The 24,819-nt window shown below is 61.1% G+C and carries 26 protein-coding genes; 14 read left to right on the forward strand and 12 right to left on the reverse strand.

Annotated elements, in window-relative coordinates; genetic code table 11:
- The first annotated feature begins 181 nt into the window (after positions 1 to 181).
- Positions 182 to 1,279 carry a helix-turn-helix transcriptional regulator gene (locus tag ACSQ2Z_RS00685; protein ID WP_436079439.1) on the forward strand — a complete coding sequence of 366 codons (1,098 nt, stop codon included), beginning with the start codon at positions 182 to 184 and terminating at the stop codon, positions 1,277 to 1,279.
- Here the strand turns inward: ACSQ2Z_RS00685 and ACSQ2Z_RS00690 are convergent.
- Positions 1,276 to 2,340, reverse strand: coding sequence for a lysine-2,3-aminomutase-like protein (locus ACSQ2Z_RS00690; protein ID WP_436079440.1), 1,065 nt, complete (start codon positions 2,338 to 2,340; stop codon positions 1,276 to 1,278). The genes ACSQ2Z_RS00685 and ACSQ2Z_RS00690 overlap by 4 nt on opposite strands.
- Positions 2,337 to 3,407, reverse strand: a complete 1,071-nt coding sequence (gene epmA, locus ACSQ2Z_RS00695) for an EF-P lysine aminoacylase EpmA (protein ID WP_436079441.1) — start codon at positions 3,405 to 3,407, stop codon at positions 2,337 to 2,339. Before epmA ends, ACSQ2Z_RS00690 begins: the two co-directional genes overlap by 4 nt.
- Positions 3,408 to 3,605: 198 nt before the next feature.
- Here epmA and efp point away from each other — a divergent pair, with 198 nt between their 5' ends.
- Entirely contained in the window at positions 3,606 to 4,175 is a 570-nt protein-coding gene (gene efp, locus ACSQ2Z_RS00700; RefSeq protein WP_436079442.1) for an elongation factor P, read from the forward strand.
- Positions 4,176 to 4,243: 68 nt separating this feature from the next.
- Here the strand turns inward: efp and ACSQ2Z_RS00705 are convergent, their stop codons facing one another.
- Positions 4,244 to 4,573 carry a hypothetical protein gene (locus ACSQ2Z_RS00705; RefSeq protein ID WP_436079443.1) on the reverse strand — a complete coding sequence of 110 codons (330 nt, stop codon included), beginning with the start codon at positions 4,571 to 4,573 and terminating at the stop codon, positions 4,244 to 4,246.
- 25 nt (positions 4,574 to 4,598) lie between these two features.
- Positions 4,599 to 4,850 carry a GlsB/YeaQ/YmgE family stress response membrane protein gene (locus tag ACSQ2Z_RS00710; RefSeq protein ID WP_436079444.1) on the reverse strand — a complete coding sequence of 84 codons (252 nt, stop codon included), beginning with the start codon at positions 4,848 to 4,850 and terminating at the stop codon, positions 4,599 to 4,601.
- 187 nt (positions 4,851 to 5,037) lie between these two features.
- Here ACSQ2Z_RS00710 and ACSQ2Z_RS00715 point away from each other — a divergent pair, with 187 nt between their 5' ends.
- Positions 5,038 to 5,943, forward strand: a complete 906-nt coding sequence (locus ACSQ2Z_RS00715) for an EamA family transporter (protein WP_436079445.1) — start codon at positions 5,038 to 5,040, stop codon at positions 5,941 to 5,943.
- A gap of 83 nt (positions 5,944 to 6,026) precedes the next feature.
- A complete protein-coding gene (locus ACSQ2Z_RS00720; protein WP_436079446.1) occupies positions 6,027 to 7,268 on the forward strand; it encodes a class I SAM-dependent methyltransferase in 1,242 nt (413 codons plus the stop codon).
- Here the strand turns inward: ACSQ2Z_RS00720 and ACSQ2Z_RS00725 are convergent.
- A complete protein-coding gene (locus ACSQ2Z_RS00725; RefSeq protein ID WP_436079447.1) occupies positions 7,252 to 8,079 on the reverse strand; it encodes a lipo-like protein in 828 nt (275 codons plus the stop codon). The genes ACSQ2Z_RS00720 and ACSQ2Z_RS00725 overlap by 17 nt on opposite strands.
- A gap of 150 nt (positions 8,080 to 8,229) precedes the next feature.
- On the opposite strand from ACSQ2Z_RS00725, the gene mbfA reads away from it, so the two are divergent.
- The gene (mbfA, locus tag ACSQ2Z_RS00730) at positions 8,230 to 9,213 is read left to right on the forward strand and encodes an iron exporter MbfA (protein ID WP_436079448.1); all 984 of its coding nucleotides are present in this window, start codon (positions 8,230 to 8,232) and stop codon (positions 9,211 to 9,213) included.
- A 73-nt stretch (positions 9,214 to 9,286) separates the two neighbouring features.
- Here the strand turns inward: mbfA and ACSQ2Z_RS00735 are convergent, their stop codons facing one another.
- Together ACSQ2Z_RS00735 and ACSQ2Z_RS00740 are read right to left on the reverse strand one after the other, a co-directional pair.
- Positions 9,287 to 9,907: a transglutaminase-like cysteine peptidase gene (locus tag ACSQ2Z_RS00735; protein WP_436079449.1), complete on the reverse strand. Its 621-nt coding sequence runs from the start codon at positions 9,905 to 9,907 to the stop codon at positions 9,287 to 9,289.
- Positions 9,908 to 10,136: 229 nt separating this feature from the next.
- On the reverse strand, positions 10,137 to 10,940 hold the full coding sequence (locus ACSQ2Z_RS00740; protein ID WP_436079450.1) for an alpha/beta hydrolase: 804 nt from the start codon (positions 10,938 to 10,940) through the stop codon (positions 10,137 to 10,139).
- A 217-nt stretch (positions 10,941 to 11,157) separates the two neighbouring features.
- Between ACSQ2Z_RS00740 and infC the strand changes: the two genes are divergently transcribed.
- The 5 genes from infC (at position 11,158) to pheT (ending at position 16,333) form a co-directional block, all read left to right on the forward strand.
- Complete coding sequence (infC, locus tag ACSQ2Z_RS00745; RefSeq protein WP_436082928.1) at positions 11,158 to 11,694, forward strand: translation initiation factor IF-3; 537 nt, start codon at positions 11,158 to 11,160, stop codon at positions 11,692 to 11,694.
- Positions 11,695 to 11,927: 233 nt separating this feature from the next.
- Positions 11,928 to 12,131 carry a 50S ribosomal protein L35 gene (gene rpmI, locus ACSQ2Z_RS00750; RefSeq protein WP_018323613.1) on the forward strand — a complete coding sequence of 68 codons (204 nt, stop codon included), beginning with the start codon at positions 11,928 to 11,930 and terminating at the stop codon, positions 12,129 to 12,131.
- A 38-nt stretch (positions 12,132 to 12,169) separates the two neighbouring features.
- The gene (gene rplT / locus ACSQ2Z_RS00755; RefSeq protein WP_349436690.1) at positions 12,170 to 12,574 is read left to right on the forward strand and encodes a 50S ribosomal protein L20; all 405 of its coding nucleotides are present in this window, start codon (positions 12,170 to 12,172) and stop codon (positions 12,572 to 12,574) included.
- Between the two features lie 97 nt (positions 12,575 to 12,671).
- On the forward strand, positions 12,672 to 13,757 hold the full coding sequence (pheS, locus tag ACSQ2Z_RS00760; protein ID WP_436079451.1) for a phenylalanine--tRNA ligase subunit alpha: 1,086 nt from the start codon (positions 12,672 to 12,674) through the stop codon (positions 13,755 to 13,757).
- 149 nt (positions 13,758 to 13,906) lie between these two features.
- The gene (gene pheT / locus ACSQ2Z_RS00765) at positions 13,907 to 16,333 is read left to right on the forward strand and encodes a phenylalanine--tRNA ligase subunit beta (RefSeq protein WP_436079452.1); all 2,427 of its coding nucleotides are present in this window, start codon (positions 13,907 to 13,909) and stop codon (positions 16,331 to 16,333) included.
- A 220-nt stretch (positions 16,334 to 16,553) separates the two neighbouring features.
- Here pheT and ACSQ2Z_RS00770 read toward each other — a convergent pair whose 3' ends face one another.
- Positions 16,554 to 16,913: a nuclear transport factor 2 family protein gene (locus tag ACSQ2Z_RS00770; protein ID WP_436079453.1), complete on the reverse strand. Its 360-nt coding sequence runs from the start codon at positions 16,911 to 16,913 to the stop codon at positions 16,554 to 16,556.
- Between the two features lie 250 nt (positions 16,914 to 17,163).
- Positions 17,164 to 18,159, reverse strand: a complete 996-nt coding sequence (locus ACSQ2Z_RS00775) for an aldo/keto reductase (RefSeq protein WP_436079454.1) — start codon at positions 18,157 to 18,159, stop codon at positions 17,164 to 17,166.
- Between the two features lie 136 nt (positions 18,160 to 18,295).
- Between ACSQ2Z_RS00775 and ACSQ2Z_RS00780 the strand changes: the two genes are divergently transcribed.
- The gene (locus ACSQ2Z_RS00780; RefSeq protein WP_436079455.1) at positions 18,296 to 19,186 is read left to right on the forward strand and encodes a LysR family transcriptional regulator; all 891 of its coding nucleotides are present in this window, start codon (positions 18,296 to 18,298) and stop codon (positions 19,184 to 19,186) included.
- A 62-nt stretch (positions 19,187 to 19,248) separates the two neighbouring features.
- Positions 19,249 to 19,866, forward strand: a complete 618-nt coding sequence (locus ACSQ2Z_RS00785) for a hypothetical protein (RefSeq protein ID WP_436079456.1) — start codon at positions 19,249 to 19,251, stop codon at positions 19,864 to 19,866.
- Positions 19,867 to 19,921: 55 nt separating this feature from the next.
- On the opposite strand, the gene ACSQ2Z_RS00790 is transcribed toward ACSQ2Z_RS00785, so the two are convergent.
- Together ACSQ2Z_RS00790 and ACSQ2Z_RS00795 are read right to left on the reverse strand one after the other, a co-directional pair.
- Positions 19,922 to 20,365 carry an N-acetyltransferase family protein gene (locus ACSQ2Z_RS00790; protein ID WP_436079457.1) on the reverse strand — a complete coding sequence of 148 codons (444 nt, stop codon included), beginning with the start codon at positions 20,363 to 20,365 and terminating at the stop codon, positions 19,922 to 19,924.
- 20 nt (positions 20,366 to 20,385) lie between these two features.
- Complete coding sequence (locus tag ACSQ2Z_RS00795; RefSeq protein ID WP_436079458.1) at positions 20,386 to 21,336, reverse strand: aldo/keto reductase; 951 nt, start codon at positions 21,334 to 21,336, stop codon at positions 20,386 to 20,388.
- Positions 21,337 to 21,511: 175 nt separating this feature from the next.
- Here ACSQ2Z_RS00795 and ACSQ2Z_RS00800 point away from each other — a divergent pair, with 175 nt between their 5' ends.
- On the forward strand, positions 21,512 to 22,498 hold the full coding sequence (locus ACSQ2Z_RS00800; protein WP_436079459.1) for a Gfo/Idh/MocA family protein: 987 nt from the start codon (positions 21,512 to 21,514) through the stop codon (positions 22,496 to 22,498).
- 61 nt (positions 22,499 to 22,559) lie between these two features.
- Here the strand turns inward: ACSQ2Z_RS00800 and ACSQ2Z_RS00805 are convergent, their stop codons facing one another.
- On the reverse strand, positions 22,560 to 22,781 hold the full coding sequence (locus ACSQ2Z_RS00805; protein ID WP_436079460.1) for a hypothetical protein: 222 nt from the start codon (positions 22,779 to 22,781) through the stop codon (positions 22,560 to 22,562).
- A gap of 366 nt (positions 22,782 to 23,147) precedes the next feature.
- On the opposite strand from ACSQ2Z_RS00805, the gene xseA reads away from it, so the two are divergent.
- Positions 23,148 to 24,740, forward strand: a complete 1,593-nt coding sequence (gene xseA / locus ACSQ2Z_RS00810; protein WP_436079461.1) for an exodeoxyribonuclease VII large subunit — start codon at positions 23,148 to 23,150, stop codon at positions 24,738 to 24,740.
- The last annotated feature ends 79 nt before the right edge of the window (positions 24,741 to 24,819 follow it).

The raw sequence follows: 24,819 nt of genomic DNA on the forward strand, positions 1-24,819 counted from the left end.
TCCGGCTCATGGATTGCAAAAAGCCGGTCGCCGCGAGGTGGCTGGCTTTTTTGTTTGCAGGTCGGTCAGGCGATGCACCGCACCGAAATAGGTTCACGATTGCGAAAGCCCATCCCCCACCATTGACGCGCGGAGCAGTCCAAACTTAAACTCGGTTATCGCGAACGTGAGCAGACTACGAATGCGCGTTAACGCCGGACCACTCGCCCAGGCTCTCGATCGCGTCCAGGCCGCGGTTTTCGAACCGTCGCTGTGGCTGCAGGCGGTGGAGGCCATCAGCAATGCGACGGGCGCTATAGGCGCCAACATCATGGAACCGACCGGCCGCGGCGCCTTTGGCGCGGTCTTGTGCACTGAAAATCTCGGGGACCTTCTCGACGGCTATATTCGTGAAGAATGGAATGCGAGGGATTTTCGCGCGCAACTCCTGCCGCCACTCCATCGCTCCGGTGTGGTGCTTGAAGCGAATTTCATTTCCCGGGAACAGTTCGACCATCACGAATATTATAAATTCCTGAGAAAATACGGGGTCGGCGATTCCGTTCTCATGGATATCTCCGCAGGCAGAGACGAGTTGTATTTCGTCCTGCAAAACGGCGTGTCGGATAACTCTCCGCTTCTGGAAGACATGCCGCATTTCCACGCCATTCGAAGCCGGCTCCTCACCGCCATGCAGCTCGCCAAACACATCGACGCCAGTAAGGTGATGGGCATGGCGGCTGCTTTCGAGACATCAAACATTGCCAGCATCTTCTTTAACCGAAAGGGTCTCGTCACACTGACCAATCCGAAAGCAGACGCCCTGTTTACAGGGGGATTGCGAATTTCGCGAGGAGAGGTGCGGGCCTGCTTTGCCAGCGAAACCGCCCGCTTCAGCCGCGAACTCAAAATCGCGACACAGGCAACCGGACACTCCGCCGGGGCATTGTCTGCGGTTCGTCTCTCGCGTCCCGGAAAACGGCCGCTGATCGTTCGTTTCGAACGGTTCGGACCCAATCTCTCCGACGTGTTTTCCCATTCCTGCGCCGTCGCCCTGATCGAGGATCCGGACGAGGACATGCGGCTGAAGCCGGAAACGCTGATGGCGCTGTTCGATCTGACGCCCGCGGAGGCGAGGATATCGCTTCTCGTCGCCAGCGGCTTGAGTGCCGTCGACATCGCCGCCCGGCACGCGGCCGGCTACGAAACGGTCAGAAGCCATATCCGCTCGATATTCCAGAAAACCGGCACCGGCAGGCAGTCGGAACTCAGCGCACTGTTCGGGAAGATCCGCCTCTAAGCCTGTGCTGGCACCACCGGCGGATAGGCATGCGGCTCGCCATGGAAATCCGAGACGGTATAACAGCCGCCACCATCGTCCTCGATCGTCGAAGCGCTGATCACAGTCTTGCCATGACCGCCCGGGATATCGAGGACGTAGGCCGGCTGGCAGAGCCCGGAGATGCGGCCGCGCAGCGATGCGACCAGCGCTTGCCCCTCCTCGACCGTCAGGCGGAAATGGCTGGTGCCCGGTGCGAGATCGGGATGGTGCAGGTAATAGGGCTTGATCCGGTTTTCGACGAAGGCCCGCATCAGCGCGGCAAGCGTATCCGCATTATCGTTGACGCCCTTCAACAGCACCGACTGGCTGACCATGACGACACCGGCATCGACGAGGCGGGCGCAGGCGGCGCTCGCTTTGGCGGTCAGTTCGCGCGGATGATTGGCATGCAGGGCCAGATAGGTGGTCTTGCCGCTGGCTTTCAGGGCCGCGATCAGGGCCTCATCGACACGCTCCGGCTCGACGACCGGCACGCGGGTATGGAACCGGACGATCTTCACATGATCGATGCCCGCCAGCCGCTCCATAATCGAAGCCAGCCGGCGCGGCGATAACACCAATGGATCGCCGCCAGTGAGGATCACTTCCCAGATTTCCGGATGATCGGCGATATAGGCGAAGGCCTTGTCCATCGCCTGCGATGCAAGCGTGCCGAGCCCCTGCGGGCCGACCATTTCGCGGCGGAAACAGAAGCGGCAATAGACCGGGCAGACATGCACGGCTTTCAATAGCACGCGATCCGGATAGCGATGGACGATGCCCTCGACGGGGCTGTGCGCGCCGTCGCCGATCGGGTCTTCCCGCTCTTCCGGCAGGCGGACGAGTTCTGCCGCATCCGGGATGAACTGGCGAGCGATGGGATCGTCCGGATTACCCGGGTCGATCAGCGCCGCCATGGCGGGCGTGACGGCGATTGCGTAGCGCGCGGCGACATCCGACAGCTGCGCACGCTGGGCGTTGGCGATCAGTCCCGCCTCTTCGAGATCCTCGGTCGTTGTCAAAGCGCGGATGGCGGTCACGGCCGGCCTCCTCGTTGGTCGCTGGTTTCCGCGACCGGCGCCCAGATGACCTGGTCGATGCGCGAGGCCCCCGTCGCCAGCATCACCAGCCGGTCGAAGCCGAGCGCACTGCCGCTTGCTTCCGGCATGATGTCAAGCGCATTGAGAAAATCCTCGTCCAGCGGATAGGTTTCGCCGTAGACACGGCTCTTCTCGGCCATTTCCATTCCGAAGCGGCGGCGCTGTTCGGACGCGTCCGTCAGCTCGCCGAAAGCATTGGCGAGCTCGACGCCGCAGGCATAGAGCTCGAAACGCTCGGCGACGCGCGCGTCATGCGGCGTTGGCCGCGCCAAGGCAGCTTCGGCGACGGGATATTCGTAGAGGATCGTCGCGCGGCCGAACCCGAGATTGGGCTCGACTTTCTCGACGATCACCCGGCTGAAGAGATCCGCCCAGGTATCGTCTTCGGCGACGCGCTGGCCGGCGGCACGAAGACATTCGGCCAAATGCTCCCGGTCGGTTTCACCAGTGCGATCGATCGAGGCGGTGAGATCGATGCCGGCGAAGCGCTCGAAGGCTTCGGCGACGGTAATCCGCTCCGGCTCGAGATAGGGATCGGCTTTCGCGCCGCGATACGTCAGCTGCTTCGTCTGGGCGGTCTCGGCGGCAAGCCCAAGGATTTCGGCACAATCACGCATCAGCACCTCGTAGGTTTCGCCGGCCCGATACCACTCGAGCATGGTGAATTCCGGATGGTGCAGCGGCCCGCGCTCGCGGTTGCGATAGACATGGGCGAAACAGGCGATGCGTTCCTCTCCCGCAGCCAAAAGTTTCTTGCAGGCGAATTCCGGCGAGGTGTGAAGATAGAGCGGCATCCGGCTGCCGTCATGATTGATAGCCTGCGTTGCAAAGGCGTGCAGGTGTGCTTCGTTGCCCGGCGACACCTGTAGCGTGGCGGTATCCACCTCGATGAAATCCCGTGCGCCGAAGAAGGCGCGCAAAGCAGCCTGAATCCGGTTGCGGCCGAGGAGGAAACCACGGCGGTCGGCATGGACATCGGGCGTCCACCAGGGGGAGGCAGCGGGCATGAAGGTCCTGTATCCAGATTTCTCGAGCAGTCGATGTGTGGCGCAATTCTGCGGTTTCTTCGGGCAGCCCCTGCCGCCGCACTGGCAATTTGCACAAATATAGGATAGGTGCGGCCCGAAAACGCATTCTGGCGTCTTTGACGCGCATATTTCGTGCGCTCCTCTACGACGCATCAAGCTCAGTTACAAGGAAGACTTATGGTCAAGGTAATCGCCTCTTCAGTCCGCAAGGGCAATGTTCTCGAAGTGGACGGCAAGCTCTACGCCGTTCTGACCGCCGCGAACTTTCATCCGGGCAAGGGCACACCGGTGACCCAGGTCGACATGCGTCGCATCTCCGACGGCGTGAAGGTTTCCGAGCGCTGGCGCACGACCGAGCAGGTGGAGCGCGCCTTCGTCGAGGACCGCGAGCACACGTTCCTTTATGAAGACGGCGAAGGCTTCCATTTCATGAACCCGGAAACCTACGACCAGGTTACCGTTACGCCCGACGTCATCGGCGACGACAAGGCCTACCTGCAGGAAGGCATGGTCGTCCAGCTGAAGATGTTCGAAGGCATTGCCTTGGCTATCGAACTGCCGACCCGCATGACGCTGGAAATCGTCGAGACCGAGCCGGTCGTCAAGGGCCAAACGGCGTCTTCGTCCTACAAGCCGGCGATCCTGTCGAATGGCGTTCGCACCATGGTTCCGCCGCATATCGGCGTCGGCACCCGCGTCGTCATCCTGACGGAAGACGCGTCCTATGTCGAGCGCGCCAAGGACTGACCGTTACAACAGACATGGAAACGGGCGCGGCCTCGTACCGCGCCCGTTTCCGTCGCCGCCGCAAACCTTCAGTGTTTCAATTCCGGATAGGCTTCGGACAGTTCATCTACGCCGCTCAGCGCGTCGTCATAGCCTTCGAGCGTGACGCAAACGCTGGAATGCACATCAAGGACACCGTCATGCCGCACTGCAATGCGGCTTCCGTTGCTGCGCACTAGAACCGCATCCCCCTTAAAACCCTGCTTCAGCAACCAGTCGCGCGGCGCATTCAAGCGAATGCGCACCTGGCTGGTGTCATCTTCGTCACGCGCCACGATCAACTCATAGGAAACCGGCTCGCAATGGCCGTTGATTTCCAGCTTGCCCTGGCCGCTGCCCTCGGCAGCGAATGTCAGCATCGTCTTTCTCCTTCACGACTGATTGCTACCTTCGCACGGCGCGTCCGACCGCGATCAGCAGGCAGGCACCGATGAAGCCGATGACCAGATAGGCGAGCCAGCCGGCGAAACCTATTCCTGCAATCGCAAGAATGGCGTTAAGGACGATGGCGCCGACAATGCCGAGAATGATGTTCATGAACATGCCCATTTCGGATTTCATGAACTGTTCCGCCATCCACCCGGCAAAACCGCCGATGATGATCGCCGCAATCCATCCTACACCGTTGACGTCCATGTGGGTTCCCTCGCTTGAAGATTGCATTTGCCTGCGACGATAACGATCATCGAGCGATTATGTTCCAGCCATGAGGGGCCAGCATCAAATGGCGTGAACCTAAGCTCCACAAATATGAATTTGTCCCACACGCGCGCCTTTAGTAGAGCCGGTGCAAGCAATCGGCATCGGCCTGGAGGACAAGAACTTGGATCAGCGGACAGCGAAACCGGCCTATGGAAACGACACGGCGATCCCGGTGGCGGCACCGTTGACGACAGGGACGGCGGCCGCCCTGACCGGCGGCGTGCTGTGCCTTCTATCAATGTCAAGCGTGCAGTTCGGCTCGGCGTTTTCGGCATCGGCGATCGCCGCCTACGGCCCTTTTGCCACCACGTGGCTGCGGCTGATCTGGGCCGCGGCTCTGTTGGCCATCGCCGTGCGGCCGCCGATCCTGCGCTATTCGCGGGCACAGTGGCAGACCGCCGGGCTGCTCGGCGCCTCCATGGCCGGGATGACGCTGTGTTTCTTCGCGGCGATCGAGCGTATTCCGCTCGGCTTGGCCGTGGCCATCGATTTTCTCGGACCGCTGGCCGTCGCGACCTTTGCCTTCGGCCTCGGCTGGCGGCTGGTCTGGCCGCTGATCGCCGGCGCCGGCGTGCTTTTCCTTGCCCATGACGGGCATGGCTGGGTCGGGGATCCCACAGGCATTCTCTTTGCCTTTGGCGCTGCGGCCGGCTGGGGGCTCTACATCGTCCTGATGAAGAAGGCTGGTAGCGCATTCGAAGGCCTGCAGGGTCTGTCCATGTCGCTGATCGTGGCCGCTTTGGTCGCGACGCCGTTCGGGCTGATGGAAGTCTCGCGCATGACGGCCGAGGGCGTCGTCACCATTGCCGGGCTTGCGCTGCTCGTGCCGCTTATCCCCTACGCCTTGGAAATGATCGCGCTCAGGCGCATGAGCACCTCGTCCTTCGGCATCCTGATGAGCCTCGAGCCCGCCATTGGCGCGATTGCTGGCTTCGCCGTGCTCAGCCAGCCGATGACGGCGCTGCAGATCGCCGGCACCGTACTGGTCGTCGCGGCAAGCGCTGGGGCGACAGCCACCGGCCGTTGAATATTTACGAATTTGGACCGCGCATTTTGAAAACCCGGTGATAGAGTGACGCGTCGCGAGCTGCTTTATCCACCGAGGTGTGCATGTTTCCACTGTCGCATATGATGAAAGCCTTCATCCGCAAGGGCCAGCTGACGGTCATCGACGCAAGCGGCAAACCGCATGTCTTTTCCGGCGAGCCCGGTCCCGAAGTGACCATGCGGCTGACAGATCCGAAACTTTACCGCACCCTTGTCTTCAACGCCGAACTCGCCGCCGGCGAAGCCTATATGGATGGGACGCTGCGCTTCGAAGACGGCTCGACCTTGCGTGATTTCCTGACGCTGTTTTCGATCAACCGGCTGGCGCTCGGGAACTATCCAATCCAGAAGGCGCTGCGCGCCATCAAGATGCGCTTTCGCAAGCGCCAGCAATCCAACGTCAAGGGCGAGGCGCAGCGCAACGTCGCCCATCACTACGATCTCGGCAACGATTTCTACAAGCTCTTCCTCGACGAGCACATGCTCTATTCCTGCGCCTATTTCCGCGAACCGCAGGAAACTCTGGAGCAGGCGCAGCGCAACAAGCTTCGGCTTCTCGCCGCCAAACTCTGCCTTCGCCCCGGCATGAAGGTCCTCGACATCGGCTGCGGCTGGGGGGACCTTGCGCTCTATCTCGCCCAGCTCGAGGACGTCGAGGTTCTCGGCGTGACGCTGTCGACGGAGCAGCAGGCACTGGCGACGCAGCGGGCGAAGGATGCCGGGCTTGACGGCCGGGTGCGCTTCGAACTGCGCGACTACCGCGAGGTCGACGAAACCTTCGACCGCATCGTTTCCGTCGGCATGTTCGAGCACGTCGGCGTGCATCACTATGACGAATTCTTCAAGAAGGTGAACGCGCTGATGCCGGACGACGGGCTAGCGGTGCTGCATTCGATCGGCCATATGAGCCCGCCCGGCATGGCGAGCGCCTGGCTGCGCAAGTACATCTTCCCGGGCGCCTATTCTCCCGCGCTTTCCGAAGTGTTCGAGGTCGTGGAACGCAACAGCCTGTGGGTGACGGATCTGGAATTCCTGCGCACCCACTATGCGACGACCCTCAAGCACTGGGGCGAGCGCTTCGAGAAGAACCGCGCCAAGGTCATCGAGATGTATGACGAGCGGTTTGCCCGCATGTGGGAATTCTATCTGATAAGTGCCGAGATGATGTTCCGCACGGGCAGCCAGCTGGTTTTCCACATGCAGCTTTCCCGGTCCCGCGACGCCGCACCGATCGTGCGCGACTACATCAGCGATCGGCAGAAGGCCTATATCATCCGCGAGCAGACGCTCAATATTTCTCTATGAGTGGCCTATCGCCCCTGGCCTCCCATTGCAGCCGTTTGTAGTCGAAGCCGTATTCGAGCGTCGGCTTGACGATTGCGAAATAAGGAGAAAGATCGAAATCACGCGGCGTATAGAGCGAATGATGGCGGATATGCAGGATTTCGGCGCGTGAATAATGCGATGTCGCCGCTGCCCGGCCGGGCGCGCGGGTGATCTCGGGTAGGATCGGATAGCGGATCTGCTCGAAGGCCTCGGCGATCAGCGTCGAGCAGATGGCACGGGTCGGATCGCCCGAACCGAAGGCCAGCAGGCGGCGGCGCCAGCGCACCGGAACCGGCGGTGCCGGCATGAAATAGCGCAGCATGTCGAGGATATTCTTCATGTCGTATTTCAAGCCCAGCCGCGAGATCATGAAGGACAGGACCGTATCCCGGTCTTCCGGCGTAAGGCCGATGGGCCGACAGATGCGGGTGTTGTAGGTGGAGTATTTTCGAAGCGGCACCGCCACACAGCCTTCGCCGAGATTGACCTCGATCAGCTGTGGCCGATCGATGACCGGAAGCGTCGCCTCGTCGAGCGTCAGCGGGATTTCGTCGCCGGCGAAGAAGGCGGCGTGCGACCAGGTCGACTGGGTCAGATACTTGATGGCAGCGGAGACTTTCTGATTACCCTCGATCAGCAGAATATCGCCGGGACGAAGCGTGCGGGCGAGCGTCTCCGGATCGGACGGTGTATAGGGCTCATAGCCCGAGGTCTTCGTCGTCAGCCTTTCGGCCAGCGCCATGCCGATGCGGTCGAGGATCGTATCCTTGCTGGACAGGAGCGGGTTCATGCGGGGACACAGCTTTCGAGGAAACCGTTCATCGTCCGAATATCGTGGAATGTATCCGGCTTGCTGTCGAGTCTTCGCCGCTCGTTTCGCTTGACCTTTTCGTGATGCCTCCTTATTTTTAGAATCATTCTAAACTTGGTAGATTGCATCATGTTCGCCCGTCTGTTCTCCCGTTTCAAGCGCCCCCTGTCTTCCCTGTCCGAACAGGAAGTTCTGGCGCTCGCCATTTCGTCGGAAGAGGACGACGGACGCATCTACCAGGCCTATGCGCAGGCTTTGAAGGGAAGGTATCCGGATTCTGCCAAGGTCTTCGAGGACATGGCCGAGGTGGAAAACACCCATAAGAACATGCTGATCGACATGCATCGCCGCCGCTTCGGCGAACGGATTCCGCTGATCCGGCGCGAGCACGTCAACGGCTTTCTGGCACGCCGGCCGGACTGGCTGCGGCAGAACCTGTCGCTTGATGCGATCCGCCGCGAGGCAGAGGCGATGGAGACGCAGGCCTATAATTTCTACGTGGAGGCGGCCAAGCGCACGTCCGACGCATCGACCCGGCAATTGCTGGGCGAACTGGCGCTGGCCGAACAGGGCCATGAGGACGTGGCGCGCATGTTGACCGACAAGCATGTGACCGAAGGCGTCCGCAGGACGGAGGACGACACGGCGTATCGCCAGTTCCTGCTCACCTACGTTCAGCCGGGCCTTGCCGGGTTGATGGACGGTTCGGTCTCGACGCTCGCGCCGATCTTTGCCGCCGCCTTTGCCACGCAGGACACCTGGCAGACCTTCCTGGTCGGCCTTTCGGCCTCCGTCGGCGCCGGCATATCGATGGGCTTCACCGAGGCGGCGCATGATGACGGCAAGCTTTCGGGACGCGGCTCGCCGCTCAAGCGCGGCCTTTCCTGTGGCATCATGACGGCGCTCGGTGGGCTTGGACACGCCCTGCCCTATCTCATTCCACATTTCTGGACCGCGACGATCATGGCCGGGATCATCGTCTTCTTCGAACTCTGGGCGATCGCCTTCATCCAGAACAAGTACATGGAAACCCCATTCCTGCGCGCCGCCTTCCAGGTGGTGATCGGCGGCAGTCTGGTGCTGGCGGCCGGCGTGCTGATCGGCAATGCGTAGCGCCGAGCCAAAGGAAGGAAGGGTGCGCTGATCCCGCGTGCCTTCCGTCGTTTGAAACTGGAAATTCAGATCTTCAATTGCCGACAGAGCCGACCAAAACTTCCGCGCCGTTCTCGATCGTCACCCAGCGGCCGGTGTTGATGGAGGCCTGGCGCTTCAAAAAGCGGTAGGGCGTCTTCGTCCAGAGCTTCACCTCGTTTTCGAGGTTGTCGAGGATGAAATCACCCTGTGCGGTGCGCACGGTCAGAACCGCATGGCCCTCGCCGTCCGGCTTGCGGACGACGGTGATCAACAGGTCGGATGGCGAGAAGCCTTTCTCGATCAGGCGCTTGCGCTTCAAAAGCACGAAATCCTCGCAGTCGCCGGAGCCACCGGGATAGGTCCAGACCTCGTCCTTGCCGTACAGGTCCATATCGGTCATCGGCGAAATTTCGCGGTTGACGGCGAGATTGACCTCGCGAATGACCGACCAGCCGAAGTCGGTGACGCGCGGCGCGGTCGACGACCTGGACTTGATCTCGCATTCGGAGTGATGGGACTGGCAGAACTCGTAATGGCCGATCGGCTGGGAGGTGATGGCGCCCGTCTGCATCGAGAGGGCTGTTGCCGATGGCGCCGGAATAGCCGCGCCTGCCGATGCGAAAACAGCCGCGATTGCCACGACCATTTTCTTAACCCCCGTCAACTGCGCCATACACGTCCCCTGTGGCGCGGCTTTCTCCTGAAACAGTTCCGAAGAATCCCCGCGAAAAGCTGAAATCTGACGCCAGCTTTCGCGATCGATCCCCGTCCGCGAGCTGCTCTAATCGTTAACAAAGAGTTAACAGTGCGCCCGAAACGAAGTCAATCTGCAGAATTGGGGATTGCTGGATATGGTTAAAATGCGCAGAAAAGTGACATTTATGTCAATTTATCGAGCGTTTTCAGTCAGATAACATACCATCGACGGCAGCCAGTATGCGCTCGACATCCTCGGGGCGCGACAGACGGTGATCGCCGTCGCGGACCAGTGTCATCACCACGTCGTCGGACGGCAGATGCTCCATCAGCCTCAGGGCGTGGCCATACGGCACGTCGGGGTCCTGCATGCCTTGCAGGATATGCACCGGGCATCCGGTCGCGATGATCCCGTCCAGCACGCGGTTCTTGCGCCCGTCCTCGATCAGCCGCGCAGTATAAATGTTCGGGTCCGGTCCATAGGGCGTCGGCTCCTCGAAATAGCCGCGCTCAGCAAGGGATGCACGCTCGGCATCCGTCAGGTTCGGTTCGATGAGCTCGCTGGTAAAATCCGGCGCCGGGGCAATCAGTACCAGGCCAGCGATTCGGCCACCCTGGCCCCGCGCGCGCAGTTCAGCGATAAGCCGCAGCGCGACCCAGCCGCCCATCGACGAGCCGATGACAACCATGCGCTCGGGATTGACGTGGCCGATGACCGCGAGGCTTTCTTCCAGCCATCGGGAAATCGTTCCGTCGGTAAAAGCGCCACCGGAGAGGCCGTGGCCGGAATAGTCGAAGCGTATGCAGGCGGCACCGGTCTCTTCCGCGTGGCGTTCGAGTTCGACCGCCTTGGTGCCGGCCATGTCGGACCGGTATCCGCCGAGCCAGACGAGTGCCGGCAGGGATTTGCCGCTTGCCGCGGGCAGAATGTGCATGGCGATCCGGCGCTTATCCACGCCGCTGCCGACATCGAGATAATCGGGCTCTGCGTCTGAGTTTGGCAATGACATCAAGTCTTTTCCCTTTTTTATGCGTTTCTCGCTGTTTTTCTTTCTAAAACAGATTCTCCGAGTGCCAGACAGGTGGTGATTTCCGCAAAAAGCTGTGGTATTGACTTTCCCGCAGCAATTTCCACATGACGGCCCAGCGGCAGTTGAACGGCATTTTGCCGGGAAATCGCGCTACCGTCAGGCATTCCATTCGTAACAGCTCGAGGAGAGTACGACCATTCGCAGACCGTTCAAAACGGACGCCCCGACAAAAGACGGGCCCCGCTCTAACAAGGAAATCCGGGTTCCCCGGGTTCAGCTCATCGACGCCGAAGGTGTCAACCACGGCAGCATCCCCACAGATCAGGCATTGCGCATAGCAGAGGAAGCCGGGCTTGACCTTGTGGAAATTTCGCCGAACGCTGAACCGCCTGTGTGCAAGATCCTTGATCTGGGCAAGCTGAAATACTCAACGCAGAAAAAGGCGGCCGAAGCACGCAAGAAGCAGAAGATCATCGAGATCAAGGAGATCAAGATGCGTCCGAACATCGACACGCACGATTACGACGTGAAGATGCGGGCGATGAACCGCTTCTTCGAAGAAGGCGACAAGGTCAAGGTGACCCTGAAGTTCCGCGGCCGCGAAATGGCGCACCAGGAACTTGGCCTGAAGCTCCTGCTCCAGGTCAAGGAAGACACGCTGTCAATCGCCAAGGTCGAAGCCGAGCCGAAGCTCGAGGGCCGTCAGATGATGATGGTGCTGGCGCCGAAGTAAGCGCCGCGTTTTCAGGTTCGATCCTGATGAAGCCGCCGGCGAGGCGGCTTTTTCATGTCTGATGCCGGCAATGCGGAAATATCGGGGCGTTTGCCGCAATGCCATTGCACTTTGCGGGCGCTTCGGTTACAAGCCCCCGTCCGAACGGTCCGGCAGGGCATGCCGTGGCCGTTCTTTACGCTGGAGACGACCTCGTCAGTCGATCTCGAAATCAAGAAAAATGGAGTAGCAAAATGCCCAAGATGAAGACGAAATCCTCGGCCAAGAAGCGGTTCAAGATCACCGCAACCGGCAAGGTCATGGCCGCTGCCGCAGGCAAGCGCCATGGCATGATCAAGCGGTCCAACAAGTTCATTCGCGATGCACGTGGCACCATGGTGCTTGCAGAGCCTGATGGCAAGAAGGTCATCAAGAACTACCTGCCTAACGGTCTCTAAGACGTCTGGCACTTTTGGATTTTTAAGGAGATCATGACATGGCACGTGTAAAACGCGGCGTAGCAGCTCACGCCAAGCACAAGAAGACACTCAAGGCAGCCAAGGGCTTTTACGGCCGCCGCAAGAACACCATCCGCGCCGCCAAGGCAGCCGTGGACCGTTCGAAGCAGTTCGCTTACCGCGACCGCAAGGTCAACAAGCGCAACTTCCGCGCTCTCTGGATCCAGCGCATCAACGCTGCCGTCCGCGAACATGGCCTGACCTACGGCCGCTTCATCGACGGCCTCTCCAAGGCTGGCATCGAAGTCGACCGCAAGGTTCTGTCCGACATGGCAATCCATGAGACGGAAGCATTCGGCGCGCTCGTCGCCGCCGCCAAGAAGGCGCTTGAATACCTCAAGGACGCCGGCACCACCAACGAGTTTGAAAGCGCGGTTCGTTAAAAGCCAGCGCTTCCCAGGCCTTTTGAATATGAATTGGGAAACCCGCGCTGGTACGGCTGGCGCGGGTTTTTCTTTGACCGATCACGGGAAATGAACCATGTCCGATCTGCAAGCACTGAAAGAGAAGCTGCTGACCGAAGTGACCGGCGCGCATGACGAGGCGGCCATCGAAGCCGTGCGCGTCAATGCGCTCGGCAAGAAGGGCTCGATCTCCGAACTCCTGAAGACGCTCGGCACCATGTCGCCGGACGAGCGCCAGACGCGGGGTGCTGCGATCAATGCACTGAAGAACGACGTGTTCGAAGCCATCACCGCCCGCAAGTCGGCGCTGAAGGACGCAGCGATTGCCGAGCGGCTCGCCCGCGAGACCGTCGATATCAGCCTGCCGGTTCGCTCGTCGCCGGCCGAACGCGGCCGCATTCACCCGATCAGCCAGATCATCGACGAAATCACCGCGATCTTCGCCGACATGGGTTTCTCGATCGCCGAAGGTCCGGATATCGAGACCGATTATTACAATTTCACCGCGCTGAACTTCCCCGAAGGGCACCCCGCGCGCGAAATGCACGACACGTTTTTCTTCAATCCGGACGAGAAGGGCGAGCGCAAGGTGCTGCGCACCCACACCTCGCCGGTGCAGGTGCGCACGATGGAAGCGCAAAAGCCGCCGATCCGCATCATCATCCCCGGCAAGACCTACCGGCAGGACAGTGACGCGACGCATTCGCCGATGTTTCACCAGGTCGAGGGCCTGGTGGTCGATACCAAGTCGAACGTCGCCAACATGCGCTGGATTCTCGAAGAGTTCTGCAAGGCCTTCTTCGAGGTGGACGATGTGACGATGCGCTTCCGCCCGTCCTTCTTCCCCTTCACCGAGCCGTCCTTCGAGGTCGACATCCAGTGCGACCGTTCCTCCGGCCCGATCGTCAAGTTCGGCGAAGGCACCGACTGGATGGAAATCCTCGGCTGCGGCATGGTGCACCCGAACGTGCTCCGCGCCGGCGGTCTTGATCCCGACGTCTACCAGGGTTTTGCCTGGGGCATGGGCCTCGACCGCATCGCCATGCTGAAATACGGCATGCCGGACCTCAGAAACTTCTTCGACGCCGACGTGCGCTGGATGAGCCACTACGGTTTTCGCCCACTGGACATGCCGACATTGTTCGGCGGCTTGAGCGTATAGTTATGCCGACGCGTTTCTGACGGCATTGTTGGGCTTATCTAACGCAGCTGTTGGCGGCGGAATTGCTGCAGGTACGACGAGAACTGGATTTGCTGCCCACGTCGCGAGATTTTACGATCTTGAGATTCCATGAATTGAAAGAATAACTCATGAAATTCACCCTCTCCTGGCTGAAAGAGCATCTGGAAACGGATGCAACCCTTGAACAGATCTGCGAGCGCCTGACGGCGATCGGGCTGGAGGTCGAGGATGTCGACGACAAGGCAGCCTTTAAGCCTTTCGTCATCGCCAAGGTCATTTCGGCGGAAAAGCATCCGCAGGCCGATAAGCTCAAGGTGCTGATGGTTGATACCGGCAGGGGCGCCCCGGTACAGGTCGTTTGCGGCGCGCCGAATGCGCGCGCTGGCCTTGTCGGCGCTTTTGCGGCACCCGGCACCTATGTTCCCGGCATCGATGTGACTCTGTCGGTCGGCAACATCCGTGGTATCGAAAGCCACGGCATGATGTGTTCCGAAAAAGAGATGCAGATTTCCGATAGCCACGACGGCATCATTGACTTGGCCGAAGACGCGCCGGTCGGCACGAGCTTCGCCGCCTATGCCGGGCTCGACGATCCGATGATCGAGATCAATCTGACGCCCAATCGTCCCGACTGCACCAGTGTCCACGGCATCGCCCGCGACCTGGCCGCCTCCGGGCTCGGTACGCTGAAGGCTCCGGTGGCGCCGTCTTTCAAGGTGGAAGGCGAGACAACGACCAAAGTAACGCTCGATCTCGGTGAAGACACGCACCTCTGCCCAGGTTTTGCGCTGCGTCTCGTGCGCGGCGTCAGGAACGGGCCGAGTCCGAAATGGATGCAGCAGCGGCTGCTTGCCATCGGCCTCCGGCCCATCAATGCGCTGGTCGACATCACCAACTACATGACATTCGACCAGGGCCGGCCGCTGCACGTCTTCGACGCCGCCAAGGTCACGGGCAACCTCACGGTTCGCCGCGCCAAAGAGAGCGAAAAGGTTTTGGCGCTCGACACGCGCGAATACTCGCTGTCGCCGGCCAATGTCATCATTGCCGATGAAGACGGCATCGAATCAATCGGCGGCATCATGGGCGGCGAGCATTCCGGCTGCGACGAGAATACGACCGACGTGCTGATCGAATCGGCGCTCTGGGACCCAATGAACATCGCCAGGACCGGCCGCACCCTCGGCATCATCAGCGATGCGCGCTATCGCTTCGAGCGTGGCGTCGATCCGGAATATATGGTTCCCGGCCTCGAGCGCGCCACGCAGCTGGTCATCGACATCTGCGGCGGCGTTGCGGCCAAGGCCGGCGTGATCGGCTATGCCGGCTACACGCCGAAGATCGTCGATTTCCCGGTTTCCGAGGTCAAGCGCCTAACGGGTCTCGAGGTCAGCGCCGACGAGAGCATCTCGATCCTCAAGGGTCTCGGTTTCGGTGTGGATGGCTCCGGCAGCAAAGTCTCCGTTTCCGTTCCTTCCTGGCGGCCGGATGTCGATGGCAAGGCGGACCTCGTTGAAGAAGTCATGCGCATCCATGGCGTCGACAACATCAAACCGGAGCCGATCGAAAGCCTCGGCAGCGTCAACGGCAAGATCCTGACGACGCTGCAGATCCGCACGCGGCAGGCCAAGCGGGCGCTTGCCGCGCGCGGCATGCTGGAGGCCGTCACCTGGTCGTTCATCTCGAAGGCACAGGCCGAGCTTTTCGGTGGCGGCGCACGCTCGCTTTCGCTGGCTAACCCGATCGCCGCCGACATGTCCGACATGCGGCCTTCGCTGCTGCCGGGCCTTTTGACCGCCGCCCAGCGCAATGCCGACAAGGGCTTCGGCGACGTGGCGATCTTCGAGGTCTCCGGTACCTATGAGAACGACACGCCGACTGGCCAGCGCCGCGTCGCCGGCGGCATCCGCCGCGGCACGGCATCGCTTGCCGGTTCGGGCCGTCTGTGGTCGAATGCGGCAAAGGGTGGCGGCAAGCCGGTCGATGTGTTCGACGCCAAGGCCGACGCCATTGCTGTTCTCGAGGCCTGCGGCGTGCCGATGGGCAATGTCCAGTTCGAGGCCGGCGGCCCGTCCTGGTATCACCCGGGCCGTTCCGGCACGATCAAGCTCGGTCCGAAGATCGTGCTTGGCACTTTCGGCGAATTCCATCCAAAGGTGCTGGAAGCTCTCGACGTTTCCGGTGCACTCTCGGGCTTCGAAGTCTATGTCGACGCCATGCCCGAGCCGAAGAAGAAGGCCACCCGCACCAAGCCGGCGCTGGAGCTTTCACCTTTCCAGGCCGTCAGGCGCGACTTCGCCTTCGTCGTCGACAAGACCGTCGAGGCCGGGGCCGTCCTCAAGGCAGCATCGAGCGCCGACCGCAAGCTGGTCACCGCCGTCAATGTCTTCGACATCTTCGAGGGCGCCTCGCTCGGCGAAGGCAAGAAGTCGGTGGCGATCGAGGTCGTCATCCAGCCGGCGGAGCGCACGCTGACGGACGAGGATTTCGAAGTCCTGACCGGCAAGATCATCGCCAATGTGACGAAGAGCACGGGTGGGGTTCTGCGGGCTTGATAATTTGGCCGCAAGAGGGGTTCTCCTCCCTTTGCGGCCCGCAATTTGCCGGGCGAGCCGGTCCGACCTCCGGGTCATCCTCGGGCTTGACCCGAGGATCCATGCTCCGGATAACGGAGATGCGCAGCGGCGATAGCATCTGGATCCTCGGGTCAAGCCCGAGGATGACGGGGCAAGAGGGTAGCGACTGGCCACAAGCGGAACGAGGAGACAACAACCCCTACCGATGCAGATGATACAGCTTGTTGATGATCACCCAGTGGCCGCCGATCTTCAATAGAGACAGATAGTCGGTGAAGCGCATACCGGCGAATTCGTCGGTGACCTTGACGAAGGCGGCGTCGCCCTCGAGGTCGGTAATCTCGATATCCATCAAGGGCTGAGTTCCGGGCGCCGCCGGCGGTTCGGCGAGGATGGCGGCGATGAAATCGTCGCGGGACATCCATTCGACGGCGCCCTCGTAATTACCGATGATCTTGGCATCCGGATGGAAGGCCTTGCGCAAGGCGGCCTCGTTGCAAAACGCCATACCATCGACATAGAGGTGAACGACTGTGCCAACTGCCTGTTCGTCCGACATTCACAGCACCTCCCTTCTGCATAATCCCTTAACCCGGGGATCGATTTAAGGATTAAAATTATGCAGCAACTTCAAAAGTGATACAGCGTCCCTTGCGCGGCAGATCCGACGCATGGCGCTCTAGTCCGTCGAACGATCCTATCACGACGCCGGAAGCGAACAAAGACGAAGCTGCGCGCCATATCGCCTGGCATCCATTACCGGTTGTGCTTCGCCCCGAAGAGCGAGAGCATGGTGAGACTGTACAAGTCTATCTGTTGGTCAATACCAGCGAGGCATCCGAGTAGCGCTTGCCGGCCACCTGGCTCGGCGACAGGGCATCCGCGAGCACCGCCAGTTCGTCATCCGACAGAACGATTTGCGCTGCGGCCACATTCTGCTCCAGATGGTTGAGCTTGCGGGCGCCGGGGATCGGGACGATGAAATCGCCCTGATTGAGCACCCAGGAAAGAGCCAGCTGAGCCGCCGTCACGCCCTTGCTTTCGGCGATCCCGGTCAGTGTTTCGACGAGTCCGGCATTGGCGTTGAGATTTTCCGCCTGGAAACGCGGCAGAGTTCGGCGGAAGTCGTCCTGCTCGAGATCGTCCACCTTGCGGATCGCACCGGCGAGCATGCCGCGTCCGAGCGGGCTGTAGGGCACGAAGCCGATGGCGAGTTCGCGGCAGACATTGAGCACCTCGTCTTCCGGATCGCGGCTCCACAACGAATATTCACTCTGGACGGCAGCGATCGGGTGGACGGCATGGGCACGGCGGATGGTGGCGGCACTTGCCTCCGAAAGGCCGAGCGTGCGCACCTTGCCTTCGCGCACCAGTTCCGCCATCGCGCCCACCGTGTCCTCGATCGGCACGGAGGGATCGACACGGTGCAGGTAGTAAAGATCGATGACATCGGTACCGAGGCGTTTCAGCGAGGCTTCAGCGACCGCCTTGGCATTTTCCGGACGACCATCGACACCGATGATGGTCTCGCTGGAGGATTTTCCGGTCATGATGCGGAAGCCGAATTTGGTGGCGATGGTGACACGGTCGCGAACATCCTTCAGGGCTTTTCCGAGCAGGATTTCGTTTTCATAGGGGCCATAGACCTCCGCCGTATCGAAAAAGGTGACGCCAAGATCGACGGCGCGATGCAGGGTGCGGATCGATTCCTTCTCGTCGGCTGCGCCATAGGCGAAGCTCATGCCCATGCAGCCGAGCCCAACGGCTGAAACGGTAAGATCCTGTCCAAGTTCGCGGGTTTTCATCGTGATTGCTCCTTTGTGAGCCGGAGAGGGGAATGCGAGCGCCGACGGGCACCGGCGTTACAGCGTGAAATTAATGCGCCTGAGATCGTTTGATAACGGCTGCAAATCCTAACGGGTTGTTCTATTGTTTCGATCAATGAACCGGAACCAGCTCGCTCAACTCGCCGTCCTGTCCACCGTCGCCGCCCATCGCGGCTTTCGCGCGGCGGCAAAGGAACTCGGCATTGCGCCGTCGGCCGTCAGCCACGCGATCTCGGCGCTGGAGGAAAGCCTCGGCGTGCGGCTTCTGGCACGCACCACGCGCAGCGTCGCGCCGACGGAAGAAGGCTTGCTGCTCCTGGAACGCCTGCGTCCGGCGCTCAGTGATATCGGCATGGCGCTCGACGCCGTCATTGAGGCGAAGGTGCACCCCTCCGGCAATCTGCGCGTCACCGCGCCGCGCTTTGCCGCCGATCTCCTGATCGCGCCGCGGCTCGGTGAATTCCTGGGCCTTTATCCGGATATCACGCTGGAGATCGCCGACGAGGACGGGTTTACCGATATCGTGCGCGAGGGTTTCGACGCCGGAATCCGGCTGGAAGAAAGCCTGGATGCCGATATGATCGCAGTCAAGATCGGGCCGCCTCTGCGGGGCGCCATCGTCGCCTCGCCCGCCTATTTCGACCGGTTCGCGGTCCCCGAGCATCCGCGCGATCTTCTGCGGCACCGCTGCATCCGCCGCCGCTTTTCCAACGGCACGCTCTACAACTGGGAATTCGAGAAGGACGGGCAGGAATTGACCATCCCGATCGAGGGGCCGCTGATTCTCGGCGAGGACCGGCCGATCATCGCGGCGGCGATCGGCGGAGCAGGGCTCGCCTACGCCTTCGAGATGCGGGTGATCGAACATATCGAGGCGGGGCGGCTGGTCCGGGTCCTGGAGGACTGGTGCCCGCCCTATCCCGGCGCCTATCTCTATTATGCCAGCCGGCGGCAGATGCGTCCGGCCTTGCGCGCCTTCATCGATTTCTTCCGGCACGTCGGCTGAATGAAAACGGGTGGCATGCAGACCGCCGCCGGCATAGTCTTCCGGAAAGCGGGAGAATTTGCATGAAAAAGCCGGGGTCGATGAAGGCGCTGGAGGATCTGGGCCGCGCGCGCCTGTCGGAGACCTTCTTTCTGAGAGACTTCCTGCATTCCGAGATCGCCGATTTCTACGGCATGCCGAATATCCCCGACGATCCGGAATTGGCGATCGCTGCCGGCAGGAAACTCTGCGAAGAATTGCTGGAACCGCTGCAGCGAACCTTCGGCCGGCTGCATATCCGCTCCGGCTATCGGTCCCGGTCAGTCAACGCGTTCGGCAACCGCAACAAGCTCAATTGCTCGACCAATGCGGCCAGCGCCGCCGATCACATCTGGGACATGCGCGATGCCGACGGCTGCATGGGCGCGACGGCCTGCATCGTCATTCCCTGGGTCTGGGACCGGCGCGCAACCCACGGCGGCTGGCAGTCACTTGCGTGGTGGATCCACGACAACCTGCCCTATGCTTCACTCTGCTTTTTCCCGAAACTCTGGGCAGTGAACATCCAGTGGCACGAGCGACCAGCACGGCGCATCCGCAGCTATGCGGCGCCGGCTGGTCTGCTGACAAAGGAAGGCATGGCCAATCATTCCGGCACTCATGCGGAGTTTTACCAGGGTTTTCCGCCTCTGGAAGGCTAGAGCGTTTTTACGCATTCCAGACGGAAAACCGTTTCACACTTTTCCTGGAAATGCTCTAGAAACTCATCCGGTAGCGGACATGGCCATCGGCCTCGGTATATTTGTCGTAGAGCCGCCGTGCCGTCTCATTACCTTCGTCGGTATGCCAGTAAAGGCGGGCCCAGCCATTGGCCTTGGCTTTTTCGACGAGATCGTCGAGCAACGCTTTGCCGATGCCCTTTCCGCGCATAGCCTCGTCGAGGAAAAGGTCTTCCAGGTAACAGACCGGCTCCTTCACCCAGGTCGCCTCATGCAAGAGGCAGATGGCAAAGCCGACGACGTGACCGTCCAGCACCGCGACACGCATGAACAGCGGCGTGGCAGGATCGATGATCCGGCCCCACGTCGTTGTCGTCACATCCGGGGATACCGCCACCCGGTAGAAAGCGACATAGCCCGCCCAGAGCCTGCGCCAGTCCGCTTCGTCGCCGGGCGCCGCGTCGCGTATCTCAACCGTCATGCTTTTTCCTTCCGGGTCTTCTATTCGCTGGCCTCGTTTAGCAGCTGGCAGGCTTCGTTGGAAAGGCGGATCGAAGCCGCCTTTATCAGACTTTCGAGCTGGGTCAGGTTCGTCGCACTGGAAATCGGCGCCGTGACACCCTTGCGGGCCATGATCCAGGCAAGAGCAATCTCGGCCTGCGTGTTGCCGGTGTCAGCTGCCACGTCGTCCAGCGCGCCCAGGATGCGCATGCCGCGGCCGTCGAGATATTTGCCGATGCCGCCGCCGCGTGCCGAACCCTCCAGATCCCGGTGCGAGCGATATTTTCCCGAAAGAAAACCTCTCGCAAGACCGAAATAGGTGATCACGCCGATCTCCTCGGTCATGCAGAGATTTCGGAGCGGGCCGTCGAAGGAAGCGCGGTCATAGAGATTGTATTCCGGCTGCAGCACTTCATAGCGCGGCAGGTTCTCGCCCTTCGAAACATCGAGCGCGTCGCGCAACTGCCCGGCGCTCAGATTGGACGCTCCGATATGGCGAACCTTGCCCTGCCGCAGAAGGGTATCATAGGCGCCCAGCGTTTCCTCATAGGGCGTTTCGGCATCCGGCCAATGCGACAGGTAGACGTCGATATGATCGGTCTGCAGCCGGCGAAGGGAATCCTCGACAGCCTGCAGGATCCATTTTGCCGAGAGCCCCTTCTGGCCCGGCCCCATTTCTGAGCCAACCTTGGTGACGATCACGGCCTCGTCCCGGTCGCGGCCCGACTGTTTCAGCCATTTGCCGATGATCGTCTCGGATTCGCCGCCGCTATTGCCAGGAACCCAGGTGGAATAGGCATCCGCGGTATCGATGGCGTTGAAGCCTGCGGCGAAGAAGGCGTCGAGCAATTGGAAGGAGGTGTTTTCATCCGCTGTCCAGCCGAAGACATTGCCGCCGAAGACCAGCGGCGCGATAGACAGGCCAGTGCGGCCGAGGGTCCGCTTTTCCATGAGGTCGCTCCAGAATGCCATGGGGTAAATCGCTCGGGAGGCGCAAAGTCTGCCTCATGGAGATAGGCAAGGTACAGCGTTTTTACATGACCGGCGGCAATTTTATTCCCGCCCACGTGGCTTGATGGGCAGGTACCTCGCGGTTACTGTGCCGCCAAAACAGGGAGGATATGTCATGCTGCGCTTCGGTATTCTGTCGACGGCCAAGATCGGTCGCGAGCTTGTTGTTCCCGCCATCCAGGACGCGGAAAACTGCGTCGTTGCGGCGATTGCCAGCCGTGAGCTTTCCAAGGCGCGCGAGATGGCCGACCGTTTCTCCGTGCCGCACGCCTTCGGTTCCTATGAAGAGATGCTGGCGTCAGATCTCATCGACGCCGTTTACATCCCGTTGCCCACCTCGCAGCATATCGAATGGACGATCAGGGCGGCCGATGCCGGCAAACACGTGCTTTGCGAGAAACCGATCGCGCTCAAGGCGTCCGAAATCGGCGCGGTGATCGAAGCACGCGACCGCAACAAGGTGCTGATTTCCGAAGCCTACATGGTCACCTACAGTCCCGTCTGGCGTAAAGTCCGCTCGCTGCTGCAGGAGGGTGCTGTCGGCAAGCTGCGCCACGTCCAGGGCGCCTTCACCTATTACAACCGCGATGCCGCCAATATGCGCAACAAGCCGGAACTCGGCGGCGGCGGGCTGCCTGACATCGGCGTCTATCCGACGATAACGACCCGTTTCGCCACCGGCAGGGAGCCGATCCGGGTACAGGCGAATACCGACCGCGATGCGCAGTTCGGCACCGACATGTATTCCAGCGTGCGGGCCGATTTCGGCGACTTTGAACTGAGTTTCTACATCTCCACCCAACTCGCCGCCCGCCAGGTGATGGTGTTCCATGGCGACAAGGGCTTCATAGAGGTCAAGTCGCCGTTCAATGCCGACCGGTATGGCGCCGAGGAACTCGAGCTTACCAACCAGAACCACGCGCAATCGCAGGTCTTCCGCTTCCAGGATGCCCGCCAGTACAAACTCGAAGCGGAAGCCTTTTCGCGTGCGGCACGGGGCGAAGAGGAAGAGGTGGTGACGCTGGAAAGCTCGATGGACAATCAAAAGCTGATCGATGCGATCTACCGGGCCAGCGAGAAGGACGGCTGGGAGCCGGTTTGAATTTGAAAACCCGCTGGCTGCGGAGCGGCGGGTTTTTCAAGGGTGCGCGATGATGTGGGTCTTATGCCTGCCGGCTCCGCACAAGAATGAACGCGGCAAAGACCGGTGCCGCGATCCCGGCATTATAGGCGAGCAAGGCGAGAGCCAGCGCAAGCGGCGACACGGCACCGGCCGAAAAGAGTGCGGCAAGAGCGAAGGCCGAAACAATCAGACCACCGGCCAGAACGTAGCTACACACAGACCGCAGCCCCGCTGCCAAAAATCCGACTGTAAATGCGGTCAAGATCAGCATCCGACCCCTCTCAACGATGAGCATAGTGCAACCAGTTTGCACTATGCTCGCTAAATTTGGCTTAACCCTCTGTTGGCCATAACGTATCGGGCGCCGGAGAGTTCCCTTGGCGACCGGTATATTTGCCATTTGCGTGAAATCTGTGGCGTACGATCGTCCCTCGCGTATAGGCGCCCGCCCTTGCCTGGATCGCCCGCGCGGAAAGAGAAACGGCCGCGCACTGGCTTGCCCTCAGTCGTGACATTCGTCACGATGCGCACGGTTTGAGCACCGGAGACAAACGGGCAGAATGAAACGCCTGTTGAGGGTCGCCGCCAACGGCTGGTCATCCGCGGCCTGGCACGGCAAAATAGGTTCATGAACTCGTTCTTCGATTCCGATTCGCCCTCCAATCTCACCGAATATTCGGTGTCTGAGCTATCCGGTTCCATCAAGCGCACGATCGAGCAGGCCTTCGACCAGGTGCGGGTGCGCGGCGAGATTTCTGGCTATCGCGGCCCGCATTCCTCTGGCCACGCCTATTTTTCCCTGAAGGACGACAAGGCGCGAATCGACGCTGTCATCTGGAAAGGCACGATGAGCCGACTGAGGTTCCGGCCGGAAGAAGGCATGGAGGTGATCGCCACCGGCAAGGTGACGACCTTCCCCGGTTCGTCGAAATACCAGATCGTCATCGAGACGCTGGAGCCTGCGGGCGCTGGCGCGCTAATGGCACTGATCGAGGAGCGCAAGCGCAAGCTCGGCGCCGAAGGACTGTTCGACCAGGCGCGGAAACGGCCCCTGCCCTATATGCCGCGTATCATCGGCGTCGTCACCTCACCGACCGGCGCTGTCATTCGCGATATCCTGCACCGGATTTCAGATCGGTTCCCCGTACATGTCATCGTCTGGCCCGTGCGCGTCCAGGGCGATGGCTCAGGCAATGAGGTGGCTGCAGCGATCGAGGGCTTCAACGCCTTCACTGCCGGCGGCCCGATCGCCCGGCCGGATCTCCTGATCGTCGCACGCGGCGGCGGCAGCCTGGAGGATCTCTGGAGCTTCAATGACGAGGCCGTGGTGCGGGCGGCGGCGAATTCGCAGATCCCGCTGATCTCTGCCGTCGGCCACGAAACCGACTGGACGCTGATCGACTACGCGAGCGACCAGCGGGCACCGACGCCGACGGGGGCCGCGGAAATGGCCGTGCCGGTGAAGGCTGAGCTGGAGGCCTGTGTTTCGGCTCTTTCTGCACGTCTCAAGGCCGCGGTGACGCGCCAGATGGACAACCGGCGGCAGTCGGTTCGCGCCTTGGCGCGAGCGCTACCGTCACTCGATCAGCTCCTCGCTTTGCCACGCCGGCGCTTCGATGAAGCATCAACGAGGCTTGGGCGCGGCCTTCAGATGAATACGGCCAACAAGCGGCGCGCCTTCGAGCGCATATCGGCGCACCTGAGGCCAGACGTATTGGCGACCAGGATCAACGAGCGGCGGCAGAAACTGTCCGATCGGATGATCCGCGCCGAGCGCATCGTCGAGCGCCTCCTCCAGCGTTCTGCGACAAGAGTATCTTCGGCTGATGCATCGCTCAGAACCCTCCCAGGCCGGCTGCTTAGCCAGATCCACCGTTCGCAGGATCGCTTGACGGGCCTTGCAGGCAGAGCCGACAACGCTCTGCTGGCCGATTTGCGGCGGCGGCGCAGCACGGTGACGGCACAGGACCGCATCCTGCAGTCTCTGTCCTATCGCAACGTGCTGAAGCGCGGCTACGCACTGGTGCGCGATGAGACGGGAGCCCCGGTCAAGCTGGCTTCAGCCCTCTCGCTGAACCAGGTGATCGCCATCGAATTTGCCGACGGGTCCATCAACGCCGTGACGACGGAAGGCGGCGCGCCAGCGCCGCCACAACCGGTGAAGAAGCGCGCTGAAAAGCCGGCACCGACCGAGCCGCCGAAACAAGGCAGCCTGTTCTAAGGATGAACGCCAACGTGCAGTTCAGGAATCTTGCACGACAGGGACCGTGTGACGGAAAAGCAGCGCGCGGCGCATCTTT

The sequence above is a fragment of the Pararhizobium sp. LjRoot235 genome (assembly GCF_964254145.1).
Taxonomy (GTDB): Bacteria; Pseudomonadota; Alphaproteobacteria; order Rhizobiales; family Rhizobiaceae; genus Pararhizobium.

What these genes read in the sequence shown, in the direction of transcription:
- ACSQ2Z_RS00795 (WP_436079458.1), bottom strand. Translation starts at nt 21,336, where the DNA reads ATGGAAAAGCGGACCCTCGGCCGCACTGGCCTGTCTATCGCGCCGCTG.
- ACSQ2Z_RS00800 (WP_436079459.1), top strand. Translation starts at nt 21,512, where the DNA reads ATGCTGCGCTTCGGTATTCTGTCGACGGCCAAGATCGGTCGCGAGCTT.
- mbfA (WP_436079448.1), top strand. Translation starts at nt 8,230, where the DNA reads ATGTTCGCCCGTCTGTTCTCCCGTTTCAAGCGCCCCCTGTCTTCCCTG.
- ACSQ2Z_RS00705 (WP_436079443.1), bottom strand. Translation starts at nt 4,573, where the DNA reads ATGCTGACATTCGCTGCCGAGGGCAGCGGCCAGGGCAAGCTGGAAATC.
- ACSQ2Z_RS00790 (WP_436079457.1), bottom strand. Translation starts at nt 20,365, where the DNA reads ATGACGGTTGAGATACGCGACGCGGCGCCCGGCGACGAAGCGGACTGG.
- ACSQ2Z_RS00725 (WP_436079447.1), bottom strand. Translation starts at nt 8,079, where the DNA reads ATGAACCCGCTCCTGTCCAGCAAGGATACGATCCTCGACCGCATCGGC.
- pheT (WP_436079452.1), top strand. Translation starts at nt 13,907, where the DNA reads ATGAAATTCACCCTCTCCTGGCTGAAAGAGCATCTGGAAACGGATGCA.
- xseA (WP_436079461.1), top strand. Translation starts at nt 23,148, where the DNA reads ATGAACTCGTTCTTCGATTCCGATTCGCCCTCCAATCTCACCGAATAT.
- epmA (WP_436079441.1), bottom strand. Translation starts at nt 3,407, where the DNA reads ATGCCCGCTGCCTCCCCCTGGTGGACGCCCGATGTCCATGCCGACCGC.
- rplT (WP_349436690.1), top strand. Translation starts at nt 12,170, where the DNA reads ATGGCACGTGTAAAACGCGGCGTAGCAGCTCACGCCAAGCACAAGAAG.
- ACSQ2Z_RS00740 (WP_436079450.1), bottom strand. Translation starts at nt 10,940, where the DNA reads ATGTCATTGCCAAACTCAGACGCAGAGCCCGATTATCTCGATGTCGGC.
- ACSQ2Z_RS00780 (WP_436079455.1), top strand. Translation starts at nt 18,296, where the DNA reads ATGAACCGGAACCAGCTCGCTCAACTCGCCGTCCTGTCCACCGTCGCC.
- rpmI (WP_018323613.1), top strand. Translation starts at nt 11,928, where the DNA reads ATGCCCAAGATGAAGACGAAATCCTCGGCCAAGAAGCGGTTCAAGATC.
- efp (WP_436079442.1), top strand. Translation starts at nt 3,606, where the DNA reads ATGGTCAAGGTAATCGCCTCTTCAGTCCGCAAGGGCAATGTTCTCGAA.
- ACSQ2Z_RS00770 (WP_436079453.1), bottom strand. Translation starts at nt 16,913, where the DNA reads ATGTCGGACGAACAGGCAGTTGGCACAGTCGTTCACCTCTATGTCGAT.
- ACSQ2Z_RS00785 (WP_436079456.1), top strand. Translation starts at nt 19,249, where the DNA reads ATGAAAAAGCCGGGGTCGATGAAGGCGCTGGAGGATCTGGGCCGCGCG.
- ACSQ2Z_RS00775 (WP_436079454.1), bottom strand. Translation starts at nt 18,159, where the DNA reads ATGAAAACCCGCGAACTTGGACAGGATCTTACCGTTTCAGCCGTTGGG.
- ACSQ2Z_RS00735 (WP_436079449.1), bottom strand. Translation starts at nt 9,907, where the DNA reads ATGGCGCAGTTGACGGGGGTTAAGAAAATGGTCGTGGCAATCGCGGCT.
- pheS (WP_436079451.1), top strand. Translation starts at nt 12,672, where the DNA reads ATGTCCGATCTGCAAGCACTGAAAGAGAAGCTGCTGACCGAAGTGACC.
- ACSQ2Z_RS00710 (WP_436079444.1), bottom strand. Translation starts at nt 4,850, where the DNA reads ATGGACGTCAACGGTGTAGGATGGATTGCGGCGATCATCATCGGCGGT.
- ACSQ2Z_RS00685 (WP_436079439.1), top strand. Translation starts at nt 182, where the DNA reads ATGCGCGTTAACGCCGGACCACTCGCCCAGGCTCTCGATCGCGTCCAG.
- ACSQ2Z_RS00720 (WP_436079446.1), top strand. Translation starts at nt 6,027, where the DNA reads ATGTTTCCACTGTCGCATATGATGAAAGCCTTCATCCGCAAGGGCCAG.